Source organism: Pantanalinema sp. (assembly GCA_036704125.1).
In the GTDB taxonomy this organism is placed as follows: Bacteria; Cyanobacteriota; Sericytochromatia; order S15B-MN24; family UBA4093; genus JAGIBK01.
On sequence record DATNQI010000050.1, the window covers coordinates 76,510 to 98,064 of the forward strand.

General features: G+C 66.2%; 20 protein-coding genes. 15 read left to right on the top strand and 5 right to left on the bottom strand.

What is annotated here, in order from left to right; all coding sequences use genetic code 11:
* Positions 1–39: 39 nt before the first annotated feature.
* The 12 genes from V6D00_07795 to V6D00_07850 are packed head-to-tail and all read left to right on the top strand — an operon-like array spanning position 40 to position 11,801.
* Positions 40–696 (top strand): cytochrome c3 family protein, encoded by a 657-nt coding sequence (locus tag V6D00_07795; protein ID HEY9899069.1) that lies wholly within the window; start codon positions 40–42, stop codon positions 694–696.
* Positions 697–704: 8 nt separating this feature from the next.
* Entirely contained in the window at positions 705–3,671 is a 2,967-nt protein-coding gene (locus V6D00_07800) for a TAT-variant-translocated molybdopterin oxidoreductase (protein ID HEY9899070.1), read from the top strand.
* Positions 3,672–3,674: 3 nt separating this feature from the next.
* On the top strand, positions 3,675–5,033 hold the full coding sequence (nrfD, locus tag V6D00_07805) for an NrfD/PsrC family molybdoenzyme membrane anchor subunit (protein ID HEY9899071.1): 1,359 nt from the start codon (positions 3,675–3,677) through the stop codon (positions 5,031–5,033).
* Positions 5,030–5,566, top strand: coding sequence for a DUF3341 domain-containing protein (locus V6D00_07810; protein HEY9899072.1), 537 nt, complete (start codon positions 5,030–5,032; stop codon positions 5,564–5,566). The genes nrfD and V6D00_07810 overlap by 4 nt, the downstream gene beginning before the upstream one ends.
* Before the next feature lie 49 nt (positions 5,567–5,615).
* A complete protein-coding gene (locus V6D00_07815; GenBank protein HEY9899073.1) occupies positions 5,616–6,119 on the top strand; it encodes a cytochrome c in 504 nt (167 codons plus the stop codon).
* 3 nt (positions 6,120–6,122) lie between these two features.
* Positions 6,123–7,142, top strand: coding sequence for a hypothetical protein (locus V6D00_07820; GenBank protein ID HEY9899074.1), 1,020 nt, complete (start codon positions 6,123–6,125; stop codon positions 7,140–7,142).
* The gene (locus tag V6D00_07825; GenBank protein ID HEY9899075.1) at positions 7,135–7,509 is read left to right on the top strand and encodes a hypothetical protein; all 375 of its coding nucleotides are present in this window, start codon (positions 7,135–7,137) and stop codon (positions 7,507–7,509) included. The genes V6D00_07820 and V6D00_07825 overlap by 8 nt, the downstream gene beginning before the upstream one ends.
* Positions 7,499–8,323 (top strand): SCO family protein, encoded by an 825-nt coding sequence (locus V6D00_07830; protein ID HEY9899076.1) that lies wholly within the window; start codon positions 7,499–7,501, stop codon positions 8,321–8,323. The genes V6D00_07825 and V6D00_07830 overlap by 11 nt, the downstream gene beginning before the upstream one ends.
* Positions 8,323–9,264, top strand: coding sequence for a cytochrome c oxidase subunit II (gene coxB, locus V6D00_07835; protein HEY9899077.1), 942 nt, complete (start codon positions 8,323–8,325; stop codon positions 9,262–9,264). Before V6D00_07830 ends, coxB begins: the two co-directional genes overlap by 1 nt.
* Complete coding sequence (gene ctaD / locus V6D00_07840) at positions 9,261–10,877, top strand: cytochrome c oxidase subunit I (protein ID HEY9899078.1); 1,617 nt, start codon at positions 9,261–9,263, stop codon at positions 10,875–10,877. Before coxB ends, ctaD begins: the two co-directional genes overlap by 4 nt.
* Positions 10,870–11,502, top strand: coding sequence for a cytochrome c oxidase subunit 3 family protein (locus tag V6D00_07845; GenBank protein HEY9899079.1), 633 nt, complete (start codon positions 10,870–10,872; stop codon positions 11,500–11,502). The genes ctaD and V6D00_07845 overlap by 8 nt, the downstream gene beginning before the upstream one ends.
* A complete protein-coding gene (locus V6D00_07850) occupies positions 11,502–11,801 on the top strand; it encodes a cytochrome C oxidase subunit IV family protein (GenBank protein ID HEY9899080.1) in 300 nt (99 codons plus the stop codon). Before V6D00_07845 ends, V6D00_07850 begins: the two co-directional genes overlap by 1 nt.
* Positions 11,802–11,859: 58 nt before the next feature.
* Here V6D00_07850 and V6D00_07855 read toward each other — a convergent pair whose 3' ends face one another.
* The 4 genes from V6D00_07855 to V6D00_07870 all read right to left on the bottom strand — a co-directional run bounded on the left by V6D00_07855 (position 11,860) and on the right by V6D00_07870 (position 17,504).
* Positions 11,860–13,503, bottom strand: a complete 1,644-nt coding sequence (locus V6D00_07855) for a HAMP domain-containing methyl-accepting chemotaxis protein (GenBank protein ID HEY9899081.1) — start codon at positions 13,501–13,503, stop codon at positions 11,860–11,862.
* A complete protein-coding gene (locus V6D00_07860) occupies positions 13,478–13,957 on the bottom strand; it encodes a PAS domain-containing protein (protein HEY9899082.1) in 480 nt (159 codons plus the stop codon). Before V6D00_07860 ends, V6D00_07855 begins: the two co-directional genes overlap by 26 nt.
* Before the next feature lie 843 nt (positions 13,958–14,800).
* Positions 14,801–15,286 carry a hypothetical protein gene (locus V6D00_07865; protein HEY9899083.1) on the bottom strand — a complete coding sequence of 162 codons (486 nt, stop codon included), beginning with the start codon at positions 15,284–15,286 and terminating at the stop codon, positions 14,801–14,803.
* Between the two features lie 286 nt (positions 15,287–15,572).
* Positions 15,573–17,504, bottom strand: coding sequence for an alkaline phosphatase family protein (locus tag V6D00_07870; GenBank protein HEY9899084.1), 1,932 nt, complete (start codon positions 17,502–17,504; stop codon positions 15,573–15,575).
* 102 nt (positions 17,505–17,606) lie between these two features.
* On the opposite strand from V6D00_07870, the gene V6D00_07875 reads away from it, so the two are divergent.
* From V6D00_07875 to V6D00_07885, 3 genes are all read left to right on the top strand, one after another.
* Positions 17,607–18,002 carry a (deoxy)nucleoside triphosphate pyrophosphohydrolase gene (locus V6D00_07875; GenBank protein HEY9899085.1) on the top strand — a complete coding sequence of 132 codons (396 nt, stop codon included), beginning with the start codon at positions 17,607–17,609 and terminating at the stop codon, positions 18,000–18,002.
* 73 nt (positions 18,003–18,075) lie between these two features.
* A complete protein-coding gene (acs, locus tag V6D00_07880; protein HEY9899086.1) occupies positions 18,076–20,025 on the top strand; it encodes an acetate--CoA ligase in 1,950 nt (649 codons plus the stop codon).
* A 111-nt stretch (positions 20,026–20,136) separates the two neighbouring features.
* Positions 20,137–20,709, top strand: a complete 573-nt coding sequence (locus V6D00_07885; protein ID HEY9899087.1) for a hypothetical protein — start codon at positions 20,137–20,139, stop codon at positions 20,707–20,709.
* 67 nt (positions 20,710–20,776) lie between these two features.
* On the opposite strand, the gene fsa is transcribed toward V6D00_07885, so the two are convergent.
* Complete coding sequence (gene fsa / locus V6D00_07890; GenBank protein ID HEY9899088.1) at positions 20,777–21,427, bottom strand: fructose-6-phosphate aldolase; 651 nt, start codon at positions 21,425–21,427, stop codon at positions 20,777–20,779.
* Between the last annotated feature and the right edge of the window lie 128 nt (positions 21,428–21,555).

Sequence of the window (21,555 nt, forward strand, 5' to 3'; positions counted from 1 at the left end):
CTCCGCGCGCCCCCGCCCCCTCGAGACAAGGCGCCAGGCATGCCCCAGCTCTTCCGTCGACGCACCAACACCGTTGCACGCCTCACGCTCCTAGCGGTCGTGCTGCTGCCGGTTGCGATCGCCGGCGCCGCCTACGGCATCCTCCAGTCCGCCTACGTCACCGGGGTGGGGGTGCCCCGCGCGCAGCCGGTCCCCTTCAGCCATGCGCACCACGTCGGTTCGCTCGGGCTCGATTGCCGCTACTGCCACACCTCGGTCGAGCAGGCCTCGTTCGCAGGGATGCCTTCCACCGAGACGTGCATGACCTGCCACTCCTTGATCTGGGCGGACAGCCCGGTGCTCGCCCCCGTCCGGGAAAGCTACGCCCGGGACGTCCCCCTCCGGTGGAGCCGGGTCTACGACCTGCCGGACTACGTCTACTTCGACCACCGCATCCACGTGGCAAAGGGGATCGGCTGCACGAGCTGCCACGGCCGGGTGGATGAGATGCCCCTGACCTGGAAGGCCCAGAACATGCGAATGGGCTGGTGCCTTTCGTGCCATCGCGCCCCGGAGCGCCATCTTCGCCCCCTCGAGGCGGTCTTCGATCCCGCCTGGCGGCAGCCGATGGATCAGCAGGTCCAGGGCCCCGTGCTGGCGAAACGCTACCACCTCAACGTGAAGTCCCTCGCGGACTGCTCCATCTGTCATCGATGAGGCCCGAGATGAAGCGCTTCGATATGGACTGGGAAGGTTTGCGCGATCGCCTCTCGCTGGGCAAGGGGCGCGGCTACTGGCGCAGCCTGGAAGAGCTCGCCGACTCGCCCGAGGTGGAGGCGCTGCTTCTGCGCGAGTTCCCCGATCGGGCCTCCGAGTGGGCCGAGCCCCTGAGCCGGCGTCGCTTCCTGCAGGTGATGGGCGCCTCGCTGGCCCTTGCGGGCCTGAGTGCCTGCGCGCGCCCCGCCAGCAAGCTCGTGCCCTACGTCCGGCAGCCCGAAGCCATCATCCCGGGCCGGCCGCTCTTCTTCGCCACGGCCATGATCCTCGGCGGCTACGGTCTCGGGATCTTGGTCGAGAGCCACACCGGCCGGCCGACCAAGATCGAGGGCAACCCCGGCCACCCGGCGAGCCTCGGGGCGGCGAGCGCTCTTGCCCAGGCCTCGATCCTCGGGCTCTACGACCCGGATCGCTCAGCGGTCGTGACGGAGCGCGGTGCGATCGCCACCTGGGAAGGCTTTCTCCAGGCCGTGACCGGCGAGCTTGCGGCGAAGCGCGCCACACAGGGGGCCGGCATCCGTCTCTTGAGCGAGACCGTGACCTCGCCGACCCTCTCGAGCCAGATCGCTTCCTTCCTGAAGCGCTTTCCGAAGGCCCGGTGGCATCAGTACGAGCCCCTGGCGTCGAGCGAGGCTCTTGCCGCTTCGATCATGGCCTACGGGCAGCCCCTCGAGACCCACTACCGCCTGGATCGCGCGAAGGTCGTCTTGAGCCTGGATGCGGATTTCCTCGCCTCGGGGCCCGCGAGCCTGCGTGATGCATGGGACTTTGCTGCGGGGCGCAGGGTCGCCTCGCCCCAGGCCGCAATGAACCGGCTCTACGCCGTCGAGGCGTGTCCCAGCCTCACCGGAGCCATGGCCGATCACCGCCTCGCGCTCGCCCCGAGCGCGATCGCTTCCTTGGCGGCAGCCCTTGCCGGTCGGCTCGGGGTCGCCCTGGCCGGGATCCCCCCCGAGCTCCCCGCGCCGGTCGATGAACGCTGGTTCGATGCCCTGGCGCGCGATCTGCTCGCGCATCCGGCCCAGAGCCTCATCGTGGCCGGTCCTCACCTTGGCGCCGAGGTGCAGGCGCTGGTGCATGCGATGAACGAGGCCCTCGGTAACGTTGAAAGCACCGTCGTCCATACGGCGCCCGTCGCGGCCCGGCCGGAGGATCAGCTTGCCTCCTTGCGGGAGCTGGCCACGGCCATGCGCACGGGCGAGGTCGACGTGCTCGTGATCCTCGGGGGCAACCCTGCGTACACGGCCCCGGCGGATCTGGCCTTCGGCGAGGCGCTCTCGAAGGTGCGCCAGAGCATCCACCTGAGCCTCTACCAGGACGAAACCACCGCTTTGTGCCGCTGGCACCTGCCGGCAGCGCACGACCTGGAAGCCTGGGGTGACGTTCGTGCCTTCGATGGCACCGTCTCACTGGTGCAGCCCCTCATCGCGCCGCTCTACGGGGGGAAATCGGCCGTGGAGCTGCTCGGGGTGCTCAACGGCGAGCCGAATGCCGACGCGCTTTCGCTCGTGCGCGCCGAGTGGCGGCGCCGGCACCGGGGGGCGGACTTCGAGCCCTTCTGGAGCGGGGCGTTGCAGGCGGGCGTGGTGCCCGGGACGGCCGAGAAGGCGAGGGCGGGCCTCAAGCTCAGGCCGCAGCGCTTCGAGCTGCCCGCTCGGACCGAGCCGAGCGGGCTTGAGGTCCTGTTTCGCCCCGATCCGACCGTCTACGACGGGCGCTTCGCCAACAACGCCTGGCTTCAAGAGCTGCCCAAGCCCCTGACCCAGCTCACCTGGGACAACGCGGCCCTGCTTGCGCCCGCGACGGCCGAGCGCCTGGGCCTTTCGAGCGAAGACGTGGTCGAGCTTTGCTACCGGGGCAGGACCCTGCGCGCCCCGGTCTGGGTGATGCCGGGGCATGTGCCGGAGGCGGTGACGTTGCCGCTCGGGTACGGGCGGGCGCGAAGCGGCAACGTCGGGACGGGGATCGGCTTCAACGCCTACGCGCTGCGCACCTCCGAGGCGCCTTGGTCCGACGGCGGGCTGGAAATCCGAAAGACCGGCGAGCGCCACGCGCTGGCGAGCACCCAGCACCACCACGCCATGGCTTCTCCCGAGCCGGTGCGCGAGGGGCTGATCGACGCTTATCGCGCCGATCCGGCCTTCCTGCACGACGATCCGCTGCGCCTGACGACGTTGTTTCCCAGGAAGCCATCGGAGGGCCATGCCTGGGGGATGGCCATCGACCTGAACGTCTGCATCGGTTGCAACGCCTGTATTTCAGCCTGTCAGGCGGAGAACAACATCCCCGTCGTCGGAAAGGAGCAGGTCGAGCGGAGTCGCGAGATGCACTGGCTGCGCGTCGATCGCTACTACGAGGGCGGGCTGGACGATCCAAGGACCGTCTTCCAGCCCGTGCCGTGCATGCACTGCGAAGAGGCCCCTTGCGAGCTGGTCTGCCCCACGGCGGCCACGGTGCACAGCACCGAGGGGCTCAACGACATGGCCTACAACCGCTGCATCGGCACGCGCTACTGCTCGAACAACTGTCCCTACAAGGTTCGGCGCTTCAACTTCCTCGAGTACGCGGACTTCAAGACGCCCAGCCTGAAGCCCATGCGCAACCCGGACGTGAGCGTGCGCAGCCGAGGGGTCATGGAGAAGTGCACCTACTGCGTCCAGCGCATCAGCGCCGCTCGGATCGATGCGCAGGCCGAGGGGCGCGCCATTCGCGACGGCGAGGTGGTCACGGCGTGCCAGGCCACCTGCCCCACCCGGGCCATCGTGTTCGGTGACCTCGGCGATCCGAAGAGCGAGGTTTCAAGGCGCAAGGCTGAGCCCCTCAACTACGCGCTGCTGGGCGAGCTCAACACCCGTCCGCGCACGACCTACTTGGCCAGGCTCCGCAACCCCAACCCCGCGATCGAAGCGCAGTAGCCCATGGCGCGTCAGGAGCCTAATCGCAAGCGCCCGCCGCTCATTCGAGCGGGCTACACCCTTGCCTCGGTCGCCGATGAGGTGAGCGGCCTGGTCCTCAGGCGCTCGCTCACCTGGAACTGGATGCTCGGCTTCGGCCTCGCCTTGCTCCTGGTGGGGATGCTTGCGATCGCCGTCGCGGTGCTCTTCTACCGGGGGGTGGGGATCTGGGGGATCAACATTCCCGTGGCGTGGGGCTTCGCCATCGGGAACTTCGTCTGGTGGATCGGGATCGGCCATGCGGGAACCCTGATCTCGGCCTTCCTGCTCCTGATGCGCCAGAAGTGGCGCACCTCGATCAACCGATCCGCCGAGGCCATGACCCTGTTCGCCCTGGTCTGCGCGGCCCTGTTCCCGCTCCTGCACCTTGGGCGGCCGTGGTACGCCTACTGGCTCATCCCCTACCCAAACACCATGGGGCTCTGGCCCCAGTTCCGCAGCCCGCTGGTCTGGGACTTCTTCGCCGTCCTGACCTACCTGACGGTCTCCTTCCTCTTCTGGTACGTGGGCATGATCCCTGACCTTGCGACCCTGCGCGATCGCGCGAGGCACCCCTTCCAGCGCTTGACGTTCGGGGTGCTCGCCATGGGCTGGCGCGGATCTGCCCGTCACTGGCACCGCCACCAAACGGCTTACTTGCTCCTGGCGGCACTCGCCACCCCCCTGGTCATCTCGGTCCACTCCATCGTCAGCCTCGACTTCGCCGCGGCCATCGTCCCTGGCTGGCACTCGACCATCTTCCCGCCCTACTTCGTGGCTGGGGCCGTCTTCTCCGGCTTCGCCATGGTCCTGACGCTTCTCATCCCGCTGCGCGCGGCCTACGGTCTCGAGGGTCTCATCACCATGCGCCACGTGGAGCTGCTGGCCAAGATGCTGCTCGCGACCGGGCTCATCGTCGATTACAGCTACGTGATGGAGGTCTTCACCGCCTGGTACGGCGGCAACCCTTACGACTGGTCGCTGATGCTCGACCGGATGACGGGGGCCTACGCGCCGATCTTCTGGGCGGTGATGCTCTGCAACGTGGGCGTCCTGCAGCTCCTGTGGTGGCCCCGGGTGCGCGCAAACCCGGCGTGGCTCTTTGCGATCGCGCTGGTCGCCAACCTCGGGATGTGGATGGAACGGGTCATGATCGTGATCACGAGCCTGCATCACGACTTTCTGTCGTCGCGCTGGACGATGTACTACCCCACCGTCTGGGACTGGGCGACGCTCGTCGGCACCGTCGGCCTCTTCTTCTTCCTCTTCTTCCTGTTCATCCGGCTGCTGCCGGTGATCTCCATCTCGGAGGTGCAGAAGCTGGTCGTGGAGGAGGGAAGATGAGCGAGCAAGCCCTGTACGGCGTCATGGCGTGCTTCGAGACCCAGGAGGAAGTGCTCGATGCGGCCAAGCATGCTCGTGCGGCCGGGTATCGCCGGATGGACGCCTTCACCCCGTACCCGATCGAGGGCCTGAGCGAGGCGATCGGCTTCGAGCGCATCCGCCTGCCGCTCCTCGTCCTGATCGGCGGCATCTGCGGCTGTGTGGGCGGCTTTGGCATGCAGTACGTCGCGATGGTCCACGGCTATCCCTACGACGTGGGGGGGCGCCCGCTCAACAGCTGGCCTTCGTTCGTGCCCATCACCTTCGAGGTGACGATCCTGGTGGCGGCCCTGGCGGCGGTCTTCGGCATGCTGGTCGCGAGCGGCTTGCCTCGGCCGCACCATCCCGTCTTCGCCGTCCCCGGCTTCGAGCGCGCCACCTTCGATCGGTTTTTCCTGTGCATCGAGGCCGAGGATCCCATGTTCGAGCGCGATGCGACGCGACGCTTCCTCGAAGCCCTGAACCCGACGGACGTGTCCGATGTGCCGTGCTAATCCTGCTTTGTTGGGCTTACTGCTGGCACTCGCTGGTTGTCAGCAGCAGATGGCCCACCAGCCCAAGTACAAGCCGCTCGCGAGCAGTGATTTCTTCTCGAACGATCAGGCGGCACGCCCCCTGGTCGCAGGCACCGTGCCGCACGGGAAGGGGCGAACCGACGCCTACTTCCGGTCGGGCCTCGTCGCCGGATCCCCGGTCGATGCCTTCCCCTTCGCGGTCACCCGGCGCGTGCTCGCGCGGGGGCGCGAGCGCTTCGATATCTACTGCGCCCCCTGTCACGATCGGGCGGGCAACGGCAACGGCATCATCGTGACTCGGGGCTTCACGCGCCCCCCCTCGCTGCACGAGCCTCGCCTGGTCCAGGCGCCGGCCGGCCACTTCGTCCAGGTCATGGCCATGGGCTACGGAACCATGTTCTCCTACGCCTCGCGGGTCTCGCCCGAGGATCGCTGGGCCGTCGCCGCCTACCTTCGCGCCCTTCAGCTCAGCCAGCGCGCGACGCTCGCCGACGTGCCCGTCCCCGAGCGCCTGCGCCTGGAAGGGAGGTGACGCGTGAGCCTTACTCACTTCCTCGCCTCCTACCTTTTCGCCTTCCTCTTCTGGTGGGGAATCGCGCTCGGCTGCCTCTTCATCCTCATGCTCCAGAACCTCACCGGGGGGCGCTGGGGGGGGCTGCTGCGTCCCATCCTGGAAGCGGCGAGCCGAACTTTGCCCGTGCTTGCGGTGTGCTTCTTGCCCGTGCTCATCGGCGCGAGCGCGCTCTATCCATGGGCGCAGCCCGGGGCCGCTACTGGGTTGCATCAGGCGGCGTACTTGAACCCGCTCTTCTTCATGGGGCGCAGCGTGGTCTACTTCACCGTCTGGATCGCCCTGGCCTGGCGCCTGACGCGCGAGCCGGCGCGCAGCGTGACGGCCCTGAGCGCGGCGGGGCTCCTCCTTTACGCCTTCACCGTGTCCTTTGCCTCGATCGACTGGATCATGTCGCTGGAGCCTCACTGGTCCTCGTCGATCTATGGCCTCTTGATCGGCATGGGCCAGGTCCTCTCGGCCTTCGCGTTCGCTATCGCGGTCTTCTGCCGGCGCTCGGCGCTCGAGTCGAGCAGCAAGCCGAGCGATCTCGCCGGGACTTTCAACGACCTGGGCAACCTCCTGCTGACGGCCGTCATGACGTGGGCGTACCTCGCCTTCATGCAGGTCCTGATCATCTGGATGGGCAACCTTCCTCACGAGAATCCCTGGGTCCTGGCCCGGACGGCGGGCGCCTGGCGATGGGCGGCCATCGGCTTGACGGTGCTCCAGTTCGCAGTGCCTGCCTGGCTGCTCTTGTTCAGGTCCTTCAAGCGCCGGGCGCCGGTCCTGGGGGGGATCGCCCTCGGTCTCTTGATGGTTCACTTGCTCGAGGTCTACTGGCTGGTGCTTCCTGCCTTCTTCCCGAGCGGTCCGCGCCCGAGCGTCTGGGATCTCGCGCTGCCGCTCGCCATCGGCGGAGTCTGGCTCTGGGCCTTCGGGTGGCAGCTGAGACGCCGCCCGCTCACGGACGCACAGGCAAGGGAGGGCTTCGACCATGGCTGAGGGAAAAGGGCACGAGCCCAGGGACGTCGACGCTCGCGCCGTGGGGCGGGTCGCGGTGTGGTTCACCATTTGCCTGGGGCTGATCGGGGTTGCGCTCCTCGCGATTTTCTGGCGCGACGTGGAGCGGCAGACGATCCGCAAGGGCCCGATCGTCCCCGTCGAGGCGCCAGAATCCCGCTTTCCGGCGCCGGGCGCGCGCGCGGAGAGCCCCCAGGATCTCGCGCGCCTGCGACAGAGCGAGGACCAGTTGCTCAACCGCTATGAGTGGGTGGACCGGAAGGCCGGGATCGTCCGGATCCCGATCGAACGGGCGATGGCGCTGGTGGCCTCCCGGGGGCTGAGCGTGAGGCAGGCCGATGGGCGCTAGGGCGTGGTTCGTCTCGACCCTTGCCGCCCTCGCTCTGGCGCAGCCCGCCATGGCCGGGCTGCCGGCGCAGGATGCCCTGAGCGGGGTTCGCGTGGAGCAGCGCCTGGGGCAGCGCATCCCGCTCGACCTCGAATTTCGGGACGAGGCCGGCCGACCGGTTTCGCTCGGCGATTACACGGGCGCCAGGCCCGTGATCCTCTCGCTGGTGTACTTCGAGTGCCCGAACCTCTGCACCTACGTTCTCAATGGCCTGGTCAAGAGTTTGCTCGCGCAATCCTTCGACGTGGGCAAGGATGTCACGGTGCTGTCGGTGAGCATCGACCCCACCGAGACCCCCGCGCTCGCCGCGCTCAAGAAGCGTACCTACCTCAGGCGCTACGATCGCGCCGGGGCTGAGGACGGCTGGCACTTCCTGACCGGTTCGCAGCCGTCGATCCGCGCGCTGGCCGATGCGCTCGGCTTCCGGTACGCCTACGATCCCGAGACGCGCCAGTACGCCCACCCGAGCGCGATCGCCCTGCTGACCCCGAAGGGGGCGATCGCGCGCTACTTCTTCGGGATCGAGTACGCTCCGCTGGACCTGCGCCTGGGGATCGTGGAGGCCGCATCCGAGCACATCGGCACGCCGATCGATCAGGTGCTCTTGCGCTGTTACCGCTACGATCCCATCACCGGCCGCTACGGCCTGGCGATCATGGAGCTGCTGCGACTCGGGGCGATCGCCACGCTGCTGCTGCTCGCGGCCTTCATTCTCGCCATGGGTCGCAGGGAGCGCCGCAAGCGATCGCAGCACCCCTCGGAGGGCGGGGAATGATGAACTTTCCGCTGTTCCCGGATCGGGCCTCGAGCATGGCGTGGCAAGTGGACGCCATCTTCTTCGTCCTGCTCGTGCTCAGCTCGCTCATCGTGCTGGGCGTGGCCATTGCCATCGTCTACTTCGGGATCAAGTACCGCCGCGGATCCCAGGCGGATCGCACGCACCGGATCCGGCACCCGCTCGGGCTCGAGATTGCCTGGACGGTCGTTCCCTTCGGGATCTTCCTGTTCCTCTTCGGCTGGGGGGCGAGCGTGTACTTCGACATCCGGCGTCCGCCGGCCGACGCGCTCGAGATCGCCGTGGTCGCCAAGCAGTGGATGTGGAAATTCGAGCATCCCGGGGGCCAGCGCGAGATCAACGCCCTCCACGTGCCCGTGGGGCGTTCGATCAAGCTCACGATGATCTCGCAGGACGTCATCCACGACCTGTTCGTCCCCGCCTTCCGCCTCAAGCAGGACGTCTTGCCCGGCCGATACTTGACCCTCTGGTTCACCGCCACCCAGGAGGGTAGCTTTCGCTTCTTCTGCTCCCAGTTCTGCGGGACCGAGCACGCCTCGATGGGAGGGTGGGTGGTGGTCATGGCGCCCGACGCCTACGCGCGCTGGCTCGCCGTATGGGAGGCGCAGGACACCACGGCGCTCGCCGGCGCCAAGCTCTTCGCCCGGCTCGGCTGCGCGGGCTGTCACGGGGCGAACGCTGCCGTGCGCGCCCCGGCGCTCGCCGGGCTGTACGGCAAGCCCGTGCCGCTCGTCGGTGGGGGCTTCACCCGCGCCGACGAGCGATACCTTCGCGACTCGATTCTTTTGCCCGCTTCGCAGGTCGTGGCGGGCTACGCGCCCATCATGCCGAGCTACCAGGGCCAGATCGGCGAAGCAGAGGTCCTCCAGCTGGTCGCTTATCTAAAGACGCTGAAAAACGAGGAAAGGACCCGCCCATGAACGCTGAACCGACGCTCCCCGAGCGCCACTACCTCGGCGCTGGCTCGACCGTCCGCTCCTGGCTCCTGACGACCGATCACAAGCGAATCGCGTGGCTCTACATGGTGACCCTCACCCTGTTCTTCCTGGTCGGCGGGGCCGCAGCGACCCTCATCCGCTTCGAGCTGGCCACCCCTGAGGGGCGCATGCTGGACGCCGAGACGTACAACCGCATGTTCAGCATGCACGGCGTGGTGATGGTCTGGTTCTTTCTGATCCCCTCGATCCCGGCGGTGCTCGGCAACTTCCTGCTGCCCTTGATGATCGGGGCGAAGGACCTGGCATTCCCGCGCTTGAACCTATTCAGTTGGTACCTTTACGTCGGCGGCGGCCTCTTCACGATGGCGGCGATGGTCGCCGGCGGCGTGGACACGGGCTGGACCTTTTACACCCCCTACAGCAGCATGTTCAGCAACTCCCACGTGATCGCCACGGTCGTCGGCGTCTTCATCGTGGGCTTCTCCTCGATCATCACGGGCCTCAACTTCATCGTCACCACTCACACGATGCGCGCGCCGGGCCTCACCTGGTTTCGCTTGCCCCTCTTCGTCTGGGCGCTGTACGCCACGAGCGTCATCCTGGTGCTCGCGACCCCGGTCCTCGCCATCACCCTCGTTTTGCTCGCCGTCGAGCGCCTCTTCGGGATAGGCATCTTCGACCCCGCCCTGGGCGGGGATCCGCTCCTCTTCCAGCACCTCTTCTGGTTCTACTCGCACCCGGCGGTCTACATCATGGTCCTTCCCGGCATGGGGGTGGTGAACGAGGTCATCACCTGCTTCTCCCGCAAGCGGATCTTCGGCTACGCCTACATCGCCTACTCCACGCTCGCGATCGCCTTCTTCGGCTTTCTGGTGTGGGGCCACCACATGTTCGTGAGCGGCCAGTCGGTCTACGCCGGCTTGACCTTCTCGCTCCTGAGCTACCTGGTCGCCGTTCCCTCGGCCATCAAGGTCTTCAACTGGACGGCGACCCTGCGGCGAGGCCAGATCACCTTCGAGACGCCCATGCTCTACATCCTGGGCTTCATCGGGCTCTTCCTGATCGGCGGGCTGACGGGCCTCTTTCTGGCGGCGCTCGCGGTGGACGTCCACGTCCACGACACCTACTTCGTCATCGCGCACTTCCACTACATCATGGTGGGGGGAATGGTGGCGGCCTACCTAGGGGGGATCCACTTCTGGTGGCCCAAGCTGACAGGGCGCATGTACTCGGAGCCCCTCGGGAGGTTCGCGGCGGTGACCCTCTTCGTGGGCTTCAACCTCACCTTCTTCCCCCAGTTCATCCTGGGCTACCTGGGCATGCCGCGCCGCTACCACGTCTATCCGCCGGAGTTCCAGGTGCTCAACGTTCTCTCGTCTGCGGGGGCGACGATCCTCGCGGTGGGCTATCTTTTCCCGCTGTTCTACCTGCTCTGGTCGCTCAAGTACGGCCCGATCGCGGGCCCGAACCCCTGGCGGGCCAAGGGCCTCGAGTGGCGGACCTCCTCCCCACCGCCGAGCGACAACTTCGTCGAGACTCCGGTGGTCACCGAGGAGGCCTATGCCTATTCGCTCGAGGAGGCTGACCGTGGCTGATGTCGCGCCGCAGTTCGACGACCTGGAGCAGCAGCAGGGCGCCGATGCGCTCGGCATGTGGATCTTCCTCTGCACCGAGGTGATGCTCTTCGGGGTGCTGTTCCTGGGCTACACCGTCTATCGCCTGCGCTTCCCCGAGGCCTTCTCGGTGGCGAGCGAGCGCACCGATCTGGTCCTCGGGACCCTCAACACGGCGGTGCTGCTGACGAGCAGCTTCTGCATGGCCCTGGCCCTGCACGCGGCCAAGGCGGGGCATCGTCGAGCCACGGCGCTCTGGCTGCTGCTGACGGCCCTTCTCGGCGCCGGCTTCCTCGGGATCAAGGCGCTCGAGTACCGCCAGGATTTCCTCGCGCACCTGGTGCCCGGCCCCGGCTTCGCCATTTCGGGGGAGGCCTCGGTCGGGGCGCAAATGTTCTACGTGCTCTACTACCTCATGACCGGGCTGCACGCCCTGCACCTGACGATCGGCGCCGGGCTGGTGACGGTGCTCGCCGTCATGGCTGGGCGCGGGCGCTTCAGCGCCGAGCGGCACGTCCCGATCGCGCTCGGGGGGCTCTACTGGCACTTCGTCGACGTGGTCTGGATCTTCCTGTATCCCTTGCTCTACCTGCAGGGGAGGTCGTGATGGCAGGACCTACCGCTTCGCGCCGGAGCCTCCTTCGGGTCTACCTGGGGCTCATGGGCCTCTTGCTATTGACCTTCGGCCTCTCGCGTTTGCCGCTCGGGCCCCTCCACCCGGTGGTGTCTCTCGGGATCGCGTTTGGAAAGGCCTATCTGGTCGTCGCCTACTTCATGGAGCTGCGCGACAGTCGGAGCCTCCCGCGCCTGGTCTGGGGCGTAGGCCTTTACTGGCTCTTCTTGCTGTTCTGCCTCACGCTGGGAGACTACCTGACCCGTGGCTGGCTGCCCTCGGCTGGGGAGTAGAGGCGCTAGCTTGCAGTGCAGGCAGGATTCGGCTCCCCGGTGTGGTGACGAGTTGGCGTTACCCCTGTGCCAGCGCTCGCTCCCGGGTCGAGAGTCGCTGCCCTGAGGCTGCAGGCAACCGCAAAATCTGGACCTCAGCCACTGGTTCCCCGGCTTGGAAAAACCCGATGGAGTCTTGGAGGAGCTTCGCTTGATACATCAGGGCTTCGGTCACCCGAGAGACTTGATCGGTCGCCAGAGTTGCCTGCTGGGAGCTCGTATGCAGTGATTCGGTCGCCCGAAGGATCTGCTCCGTGCCGACACGCTGTTCGGTGGTTGCTGCAGTGACGGACTGGGAGATCTCCTCCATCTTGGCGATCGCCTGGGTCACTTGCTCATTGATGAGCCCCATGTTCTCGGCCGCCTGCACGATCGCTTGGCTGGCCAGCGCCTGCTCCTTGGTTGCCATGGCCGACTCCTGCAACAATGCAGCCGATTGGCTTGCCGACTCCTTGATCCGTCGCAAGGCGGATCCCGTCTCGGTGACCAGTTGCGTTCCCTCTTGGACTCGAAGGGAGCCTTGCTGGGTGACGTCGACGGCTTGAGCGATCTCCGTCTGAATCCCTTTGATCAGCCCGGCGATCTCACCGGTCGCCTTGCTGGAGCGTTCAGCGAGCTTGCGTACCTCGTCGGCGACGACAGCGAAGCCCCGACCGTGTTCGCCCGCCCGAGCTGCCTCGATCGCAGCGTTGAGGGCAAGCAGGTTGGTCTGGGTAGCGATCTCGTCGATTACCTCGACAATCTCACCGATGGCATTTGAGCGTTCATCCAGGTGCTGGATGGCGATGCGCGTCTCCCCCACGGTGTCGGCGATCGCCTGCATTCCCTGGATCGTCTTGATCACTGAGCCTTCGCTGGAATTGGCGGTGTGAGTCGTCTGTTCGGAGACCTGGCTGGCATGGCTCACATTTTGGGCCACCTGCTGGATCGAGGCAGCAAGCTCCGCAATGGAGCTGCTGGTTTGGGAGACGGCATCAGCCAGGTCGCTTGATTGATTTTTCACGACGATGACCTGCTGATCCAGCACATGGACGTGTCCGTCCACGGACTTGGTGTTGTAGGCCACGCTCGCGATCGCATGGGAGGTCTCTTCACTGATGGCAGCTTGTTGGGCAACCATCTCGGAAAGATCGGTGCGGGAGCGGTTGAGGTTATCTGCCTCAATTGCAACTTCATTCGCCGTCGAGCGGACCTCCGCCACGATCTGGCGAAGGTTTGTGAACATGACGCTGTGACGTTCAAGGCCGTACCGGAAGTCTCCGTGCAAGCCGACGACCTGCGGCGTCCGGAAGTGCTTGTTCTCCTGGTAGTTGGAGGTGGTTGCCTGTTCGCGGAAGTAGACCTCCAGCTGGTCGAGCATGTCGTTGAGGTGCCAGCACACACGACCGATGGTATCTCGATCGCTCACCCCCGTGATGCGGTCGTGAAAGTGCCCTGCGCTTAGCTTTTCCGCAATCGTTTCAAGCTCTGAAAGCGGCGCTACCCAGCGTCCCAGTGCGACCTGTCCCCAGACAGCCGCAGCGACGGCTCCCCCGAGCAAGAGCAGACCAGGGACATCCTTGAACCCATGGGACGAGAGTCCCATCAGAAGATGGGCTCCCCACAGCGCAAAGCCGATCCAAAAAGGAACCGTCAGCCTAAAGGCCAAGAACCAGTTCTTCATAACTCATCCCCTTATCGGCAAGAATCTTGAGGAGCAGGGCTGTAGAGCCCTCCATGCCAGCTCTTCCGCCCAGGCGCTGCTCTTCGGCCACCATGAGGCGGTACAACTCGCTGACGGCTTGAATGGCGCTTTCCTTGGGCTTCCGTCGCACCGAGAAGTAGCCGATGATCTTGCCGTTTGCATCGAAATCCGGGGTCACGTTGGCAAAGACCCAGTAGAAGCTGCCGTCCTTGGCCAGATTCTTGACATAGGCAAAGAATTCTTTGCCGGTCGAAATGGTGTCCCAGAGAAGCTTGAAGGCTGCTCGGGGCATGTCAGGATGGCGGATGATGTTGTGATTGGTACCAATGAGCTCTTGTGCCGAATAGCCGGAAAACTCGATGAAGGTGCGGTTGCCGTAGGTGATGATCCCCTTGGTGTTGGTCTTGGAGACGATGAAGTCGTCTTCCCGCATGACCTTCTCGACCGAAGTAGGTGCCGGTCTCGTTCTCATCTACGTAATTTTCCCTTTGATAAATACGGCTGCACGGGCTGGCGGAAGTTCGGTCTCCAGCCGAGGAGCGTGACTGATGTCATGGGCTTATGGAAGATAAGCGAAGGCTTTTTGACTGCGGTTTGAAGTCTTGTTGTTTAAAGACCGGCTTGAAACGCCTTGTATTCAATTTCCCTGAAGCCAAGGTCTGGCTGTCCGAGGATATAGTGAGCAAGCCGAAGATATGGTGAGTACGTAGAAGCGGTGAGCATGAACCGTGCCCCTATGACTGCGAAAATGCGGCCTGTATTTCGCTAGTATAGGTTGAAGGATGTTGTAAGTCCAAGTGTCAATTATTCGATCGAGTAGGACAATTTATCGATATTTTTCGGCGAGCAAGACGCATAATTAGGAACAAATAGATCGTAAGTCCTCGCTGTTCCACGTATTGAAGGCGGGGTCTTGTTGTTGAAGGATGGCAGAGTGCGCTGACCCATGCAGGATCCTAAATGGTGGGGTCAAAGGCCGGGCTCAGCGTCTTCCTGGACGACCCGCGCGTGCCGTTCGACAACAACGGGGCTGAGGGCGCGATGTGAGGGCCCGTGGTGGGGCGAAAGAACCACGACGGCTCGAAATCTCGCCGTGGAACGGAGGTGCGGCGATCTTCTACGCCTTGCGGGAGTCCGCCAACTCAAAGGCCACAATCCAACCCTACAGCACCGCCCCCGCCTGCTTCCAGACGGGGACCGACGCGCTCTTACCGAATTTTCCACGTCTGAGCGGTTCAGCTTTGGGTCATGCCTCACCCCCTCGTAGCTGCTGCGATCAGCCACGGTTCCTGCTTTGGATCGTGATCGTATCGGTCGTGGGATCGTAGGTCCCGCCCAACCGGGAATTCAGGGGATACGCAGGGCCTGCGATGCCGATCGTCTGGACGTCCGCGCTGAACACCACGAGGTTGGTCCCGTAGGGGGCCACGTTCAGCCTCATGACCTCGGGCATGTTATCGGGGCCGCCCACCTCGAGGTGCGCCCGGATGCGGCTGCGGATGTCCGTCGCCGGGAGGCCCAGCAAGGCCGCTCGGGGGGTCGAACTCGTTACGTTGGTCTGGTTCACGCCGGGTTGCAGGATAGGGCGGCTCGTGGGAGAAGTTTGGACGGGTGCTTGGATTGGTGCCAGGGTTTGAGCGATGTGGCGAGCCGGCACCTGCGCAGCCGAGACCGCCGAGGGCGATCGCGCGCACCCCACCACCCCGAGGCTCAGGCTCAGGATCAGCAGCGGCAGAGAGGATAGCAACGGGCAGTTACGCATGGACCCTCCTTCCGGGTGCTCGCTAGAGAGGGCACCCGCGCGGTCCACGGTAGGGGGTGGCCCGAGTCGGTACAAGCAACGTGCGAGTGATGATCCCGACTTCCTGACGGATCAGGCACTTTGTCGAAGCGATCGGCGCGAAAGCCCCGCCGAATCCCGAGTCGCAACACGAGAGAGCCACTCCCGAGTGGAAGTGGCACTCTGCTTGGCTCCGTGAGCTGGACTCGAACCAGCGACCCTGGGGATTAGCTCTCACCTGCGCATCAAGGGGCCGGGGCCTTCCTGGCTAGTTCGACAGGGCTTCGGTAAGGATCCGGCCCTGGGCCTGGGCCGGGGCGGGGATGCCCATGAGCTTGGCGAGCGTCGGGGCCACGTCGATGGTCCGGATCGGGGGCAGGACGACCCCCTTCTTCACGCCGGCTCCCACCAGGTAGCAGACGGCGTGCATCGAGCCCCGGCTCGGGTTGAACACGTGGCCCCCGCTCGCGAACGGATGACGGTCCACGAAGAGGGAGTCGCCCTGGTGGGCGGCGCTGAAGTACAGCCCCGGCATCAGATCCAGGTAGAGCTCCCCGCCGTTCGGCCCGCCGAGGCCGAGCGCGGGGTCGGCCTCGCTCGTGGGATAGAAGCCCGTCACTATCGGTCGGTTGGTCTTGGGATCCCGCACGCCGCGCAGGGTCGTGATCACCTGCGCGAGGACGTCAGGCTCCTCGCCGGGCTTCACGATGCCCCCCTTGCGGCGAACCGAGTTGATCACCACGTAGGCCCCGTCACTCGGTGCGTACATGGCCTTGGTCCGCGAGAGATCGACCTTGCCCTCGCTGTCCACGGCCAGGAGGCCGGCCTTGCGCAGGGCGACGTTCGGCAGGAAATCGCGCGACAGCCCCTCCATCCCGTGATCGCTCACGACGGCGAGGACGCCGCGATCGCCCGCCACCTCGCGAGCCGCGCCCAGGAACTCGTCCACGTACCCCGCGACGGTCTCCATGTAGCTCCAGAGTCGGGGGCCGACGTCGGGGCGGTAGGCGGCGCTGCTGCTGTCGGCGAGCCCGTACCACATGTGCTCGATGCTGTCGGGATAGGGGACGTAGTTGACGATGAGGTCCCAGGGATAGGTCCGGGCGCCGTGGCGCAGCTTCGCGATGCGGCTCTCCATGGCCAGCCGGATGGTCTCGAGCAGGCGCTCCTCGGCAAGCCCCGTGCCGCCGTCGATCAAGGTGGGGCCGAGCTTGCCATAGGCGTAGAGGTCTTCGGCTCCCTTCGGCACGAAGCCCCCGGTGGCACGGGCCCAGTCCGCCGCGAGCTCGGGTCGGTTGCTGTTGTCCATGGCGAGCGCGGTGCGGTAAAGGAGCAAGGAAGCGCCGTTGGGGGCGAGCTCGAAGAGGCGGAAGCGCACCGTGGGGGTCACGTCACCCACGCTCACGGGGATGGGCAGGCTGAACTGCTCGGTGGATCCGGGATGGGGCGCTCCGGCCTTGACGAGCACCGCTCCGCGCGCGCTCTCCTTGCTGGGGCGGATCTGCATGGTGTCGTAGCCCTGGATCGGATCGGCCGGGTCGTTGTAGATCAGGCCGTAGAGCGTCGCGGGCCCCACCGGCAGCACGACCTCGTAGGGCGCCTCGCGGCTCGCGGGCAGATCCTTCCAGCCGGAGGCGGGCTTGAAAGAGGCCGTCGAGCTGAGGATCCACTCGGGCGAAACCTTGCCGGTGTAGCCGTCGAAGAGGGTCATGCGATCGGCGCTGGCTCCGCCGAAGCGCCCCTTGGGACCGTAGGTCTCGAAGGGCGTCAGGTGGGTGGCCTGGACCGCCAGGGTGCGCTTGCCCGCGCGCGCGGCCGTGACCCAGAGGGGCTCGGCCAGAAGCGCGGTGCTCTCGAAGCCACGCTGGTGCTCGAGGATGGTGTGCTCGCTTTCGGGCTGCAGGGGGATCTCGTTGCCCGTGATGCCGCTGACGTTGCCGTAGGCGCCCGTCCAGAGCGAGGCATGGCCTGCTGCCGTCTTGCTGGGGTAGTTGGTGAGGGCGTAATCCGCCTGGACGCCGCTTCGCTTGATCTTCTCGAGGTTCGGCATCTTGCCCGCGGCCACCAGCTTCTCGAGGAAGCGCTCGCCGCCTCCGTCGAGGGATACGAGCACGACCCTGGCGGGCTCGGCGGCCTGGGCCGGGATCGTGCCGGCGAGCGCCAGCCAGACGGCGAAAAAGGGAACGAGCGAGCGGCGCATGATGGTCCTCCTGGTCGGTGCGTTGCGATTCTAGCACTTCCTTGCGGGCTTAAGTAGCGCGCGTTACAGTGAGGGGGCGGCTCTTGCGCGACGGAGGTTCCTTTGCACACACCCATCGAAGTGGTCGGCGCCATCATCCGGCGCGGCGATCGCGTCCTCATTGCCCAGCGCCCGCCCGGCAAGCACGAGGCCCTCCTTTGGGAGTTCCCGGGGGGCAAGGTGGAGCCCGGCGAGTCGCCCGAGGCATGCCTCGCTCGCGAGATCCGCGAGGAGCTCGACGCCGAGATCGCGGTCGGCGCGTATTTCGGGGACGTCCTGCACGACTACGGCGGCCGCCGCATCCACCTGACATGCTACTGGGCCACCCTCACGGGGAGTGAACCCCGGGCGATCGAGTGCCACGCGCTCGCATGGGTGAGCGCCTCGGAGCTCGGCGAATACGCCTTCGCGCCGGCCGATGTCCCTCTGGTCGCGCGCCTCGGGGTGATCCTCGGCTGAGCCGTTTCAACCCTCCGTGGGGTGGTATGATGGTGCGCGACGAATCGTCGCCGCATCACGACGGAGGGTCATCATGACGACGGACATCACCAGCCTCCTGCAGGAAGACCGGCGCTTCGAGCCGAGCGAATCCTTCAGCGAAAGCGCGCACATCGGGTCCATGGAGCAGTACCTGGCCCTCGTCGCCAAGGCCGAGGCCGACCCCGAGGGGTACTGGGCCGAGCACGCCCAGCGCGAGCTTCACTGGTTCAAGCCCTGGGATAAGGTCCTCGACTGGCAGCTCCCCTTCGCCAAGTGGTTCGTGGGCGGATCGATCAACGCCTCCTACAACTGCCTGGATCGACACCTGACGACCTGGCGCCGCAACAAGGCGGCGATCATCTGGGAGGGCGAGCCCGGCGATCGTCGCACGCTCACCTATCAGCAGCTCCACCACGAGGTCTGCAAGTTCGCCGGCGTCCTTAGCTCGCTTGGGGTCCGCCAGGGCGATCGCGTCGCCATCTACCTGCCCATGGTACCCGAGGCGGCGGTCGCCATGCTCGCCTGCGCCCGCATCGGTGCGATCCACTCGGTCATCTTCGGCGGCTTCTCGAGCGAGGCGATCAAGGACCGCGTCAACGACGCCCAGGCAAGGCTGATCGTGACGGCGGACGGTTACTACCGCCGTGGATCGGTGGTGCCGCTCAAGTGCAACGTCGACGCGGCCCTGCCCAACACCCCGGGCGTCGAGCACGTGGTCGTGCTCAAGCGAACCGGTGACGAGATCCCCATGCTGCCGGGGCGCGACCACTGGTACCACGAGATGATGGAATTCTCCTCGTGCGACGTGCCGGCCGTCCCGCTCGATTCGGAGCAGCCGCTCTTCATCCTCTACACCTCGGGCACCACCGGCAAGCCCAAGGGCGTCGTCCACACGACGGGCGGCTACCTCCTGGGGGCCGCGCTGACCACCAAGTGGGTCTTCGACCTCAAGGACGACGACATCTTCTGGTGCACCGCGGACGTGGGCTGGGTCACGGGCCACTCCTACGTGGTCTACGGCCCGCTGGCCAACGGGGCGACGGTCTTCATGTACGAGGGCGCTCCCATGTCGCCGTCTCCCGACCGCTACTGGGAGATGATCGACCGCTACGGCATCTCGATCCTCTACACCGCCCCCACCGCCATCCGCGCCTTCATCAAGGCGGGCGAGCAGTGGCCCACCAAGCACAAGCTCTCGTCGCTGCGCCTCTTGGGTTCGGTCGGCGAGCCGATCAACCCCGAGGCCTGGATGTGGTACCGCTCCCTCATCGGCCACGGCAACTGCCCCATCGTCGACACCTGGTGGCAGACCGAGACGGGCGCCATCATGATCACCCCCTTGCCCGGCGCCACCCCGACCAAGCCCGGCACGGCGACCCTCCCCTTCCCCGGCATCGCCGTGGACGTGGTGGACAGGGAGGGCAACCCGGTCGGCGCCAACCAGGGAGGGTACCTGGTGGTCAAGCGTCCCTGGCCGTCGATGATGCGGACCATCTGGGGCGATCCCGGGCGCTTCGAGAAGACCTACTGGTCCGAGATCCCCGGGATGTACTTCGCCGGCGACGGTGCGCGCCGGGATGAGGACGGCTACTTCTGGATCATGGGCCGGGTGGACGACGTGATCAACGTCTCGGGCCACCGCCTGGGCACCATGGAGGTCGAGAGCGCCCTGGTAAGTCATCCTTCGGTCGCCGAGGCGGCGGTGGTGGGCCGCCCCGACGAGATCAAGGGGACCGGCATCGCCGCCTTCGTCACCCTCCAGACCGGCCAGGCCCCCTCGGAGGCCCTCAAGGCGGCGCTGCGGGATCACGTCGCCAAGGAGATCGGGGCGATCGCGAAGCCCGACGACATCCGCTTCACCGACGCCCTGCCCAAGACCCGCTCGGGCAAGATCATGCGCCGCCTGCTGCGCGACATCGCGGCGGGCCGCGACGCGCTGGGCGACACGACGACCCTCGAGGACTACTCGGTCCTCGCCAAGCTCCGCGAAGACCAGGACTAGCGCGCCGACCTCAAGGGTGAGGCGATGTCGCTCGACGGCACGTCACATCGTCCGGGCGAGCGGCGTCTCGCTCGCTGGAGCGGCCCCCTTGAAGTGGGGGCCGCTTTGGCCTTGGCCATGGCCACCGCTCTCTCGGCCTGGTGCGCCTACCAGTCCAATCTCTGGAGCGGTCAGATGATCAATTCCTACAGCGTGAGCGGGCACACCCGGGCCAGGGCCTCCCTGCTCAGCGTGCAGGCCCAGCAGATCCAGGCCTCGGACGTGGGGCTGTTCGTGCAGTATGCGGCGGCCATCAGTGAAGGCAACCGTGAGCTCGCCACCTTCCTCTACCATCGCTTTCGACCGGAGATGCGGCACGCTGTGACTGCCTGGAACGCCACCAAGCCGATCGTCAACCCGCGCGCGCCCGCGACCCCGTTCGAGATGCCGGAGTATTCCATCGCGCAGACCAAGCAGTCGGCGGAGCTCGACGCGCGGGCCGAGCGAGAGGCCGAGGAGGCGCGGCGGGCGAACCGCATCAGCGATCGCTACGTGCTCTTGACGGTCTTCTTCGCCATGGTGCTGTTCTTCGTGGGCATCGCCGGGAGCTTCTCGTCGCTCCTCGGGCGAATGGCCTTCAATGCCCTGGCGCTGGGCGTGCTGGTGATCGCGGCCATCAGCATGGTCTTGTTGCCGAGAGCCTGACGCAGCCCCGCAGGAAAAAGGGTCGGACGGCAGCTGCCGTCCGACCCTTTGGTCGCCAGAGGGGAGGTTAGACCGTCTGAGCGGCCTTCTTCCAGTCGGCCATGAACTTCTCGATGCCGATGTCGGTGAGCGGGTGGTGGAACATCTGCTTGAGGACCTTGTAGGGCATGGTGCAGACGTCGGCGCCCAGCTTGGCGGCATCCGTCACGTGCATGGGGTGACGGATCGAGGCGACGAGGATCTGGGTGTCGAAGTCGTAGTTGGAGAAGACCTCGACGATCTCGGCGATGAGGGCCATGCCGTCCTGGCCCTCGTCATCCAGCCGGCCGACGAACGGCGAGATGTAGGTCGCGCCGGCGCGGGCGGCCAAGAGCGCCTGGTTGGCAGAGAAGACGAGCGTGACGTTGGTCTTGATGCCCTCGGCCTTGAAGACCTTGGCGGCCTTGAGGCCCTCGATGGTCATGGGCAGCTTGACGACCACGTTGGGATGCCACTTGGCGAACTCGCGGCCCTCGCGGATCATCCCCTCGGCGTCCAGGCTGATGGCCTCGGCGCTGATGGGGCCGTCGACGATGGCGCAGATCTCGTTGATGACCTGCTTGAAGTCGCGGCCTTCCTTGGCGATCAGGCTCGGGTTGGTGGTGACCCCGTCGATTTGCCCCCAGCTGGCGGCTTCGCGGATCTCGTCGATGTTCGCGGTATCAAGAAAGAACTTCATGAATCCTCCGTTATTGGGCATGGCGCGACGATGCGCCCCGCTGGCTCCATTGTAGCCGAAGGGACGCACGAAAGGCGAGCGGGTTGAAGGCCCTAGTATGTGCCGGCGTAGGAGCCCGCGGCGGTGGT

Excerpts from the sequence above, each read along its gene's own strand:
- V6D00_07870 (HEY9899084.1), bottom strand. The coding sequence starts at position 17,504 with ATGCGCCGCTCGCTCGTTCCCTTTTTCGCCGTCTGGCTGGCGCTCGCC.
- V6D00_07815 (HEY9899073.1), top strand. The coding sequence starts at position 5,616 with ATGGCCCACCAGCCCAAGTACAAGCCGCTCGCGAGCAGTGATTTCTTC.
- V6D00_07830 (HEY9899076.1), top strand. The coding sequence starts at position 7,499 with ATGGGCGCTAGGGCGTGGTTCGTCTCGACCCTTGCCGCCCTCGCTCTG.
- V6D00_07825 (HEY9899075.1), top strand. The coding sequence starts at position 7,135 with ATGGCTGAGGGAAAAGGGCACGAGCCCAGGGACGTCGACGCTCGCGCC.
- V6D00_07855 (HEY9899081.1), bottom strand. The coding sequence starts at position 13,503 with ATGAAGAACTGGTTCTTGGCCTTTAGGCTGACGGTTCCTTTTTGGATC.
- V6D00_07865 (HEY9899083.1), bottom strand. The coding sequence starts at position 15,286 with ATGCGTAACTGCCCGTTGCTATCCTCTCTGCCGCTGCTGATCCTGAGC.
- fsa (HEY9899088.1), bottom strand. The coding sequence starts at position 21,427 with ATGAAGTTCTTTCTTGATACCGCGAACATCGACGAGATCCGCGAAGCC.
- nrfD (HEY9899071.1), top strand. The coding sequence starts at position 3,675 with ATGGCGCGTCAGGAGCCTAATCGCAAGCGCCCGCCGCTCATTCGAGCG.
- V6D00_07850 (HEY9899080.1), top strand. The coding sequence starts at position 11,502 with ATGGCAGGACCTACCGCTTCGCGCCGGAGCCTCCTTCGGGTCTACCTG.
- V6D00_07860 (HEY9899082.1), bottom strand. The coding sequence starts at position 13,957 with ATGCGGGAAGACGACTTCATCGTCTCCAAGACCAACACCAAGGGGATC.
- V6D00_07810 (HEY9899072.1), top strand. The coding sequence starts at position 5,030 with ATGAGCGAGCAAGCCCTGTACGGCGTCATGGCGTGCTTCGAGACCCAG.
- ctaD (HEY9899078.1), top strand. The coding sequence starts at position 9,261 with ATGAACGCTGAACCGACGCTCCCCGAGCGCCACTACCTCGGCGCTGGC.
- coxB (HEY9899077.1), top strand. The coding sequence starts at position 8,323 with ATGAACTTTCCGCTGTTCCCGGATCGGGCCTCGAGCATGGCGTGGCAA.
- acs (HEY9899086.1), top strand. The coding sequence starts at position 18,076 with ATGACGACGGACATCACCAGCCTCCTGCAGGAAGACCGGCGCTTCGAG.
- V6D00_07795 (HEY9899069.1), top strand. The coding sequence starts at position 40 with ATGCCCCAGCTCTTCCGTCGACGCACCAACACCGTTGCACGCCTCACG.
- V6D00_07800 (HEY9899070.1), top strand. The coding sequence starts at position 705 with ATGAAGCGCTTCGATATGGACTGGGAAGGTTTGCGCGATCGCCTCTCG.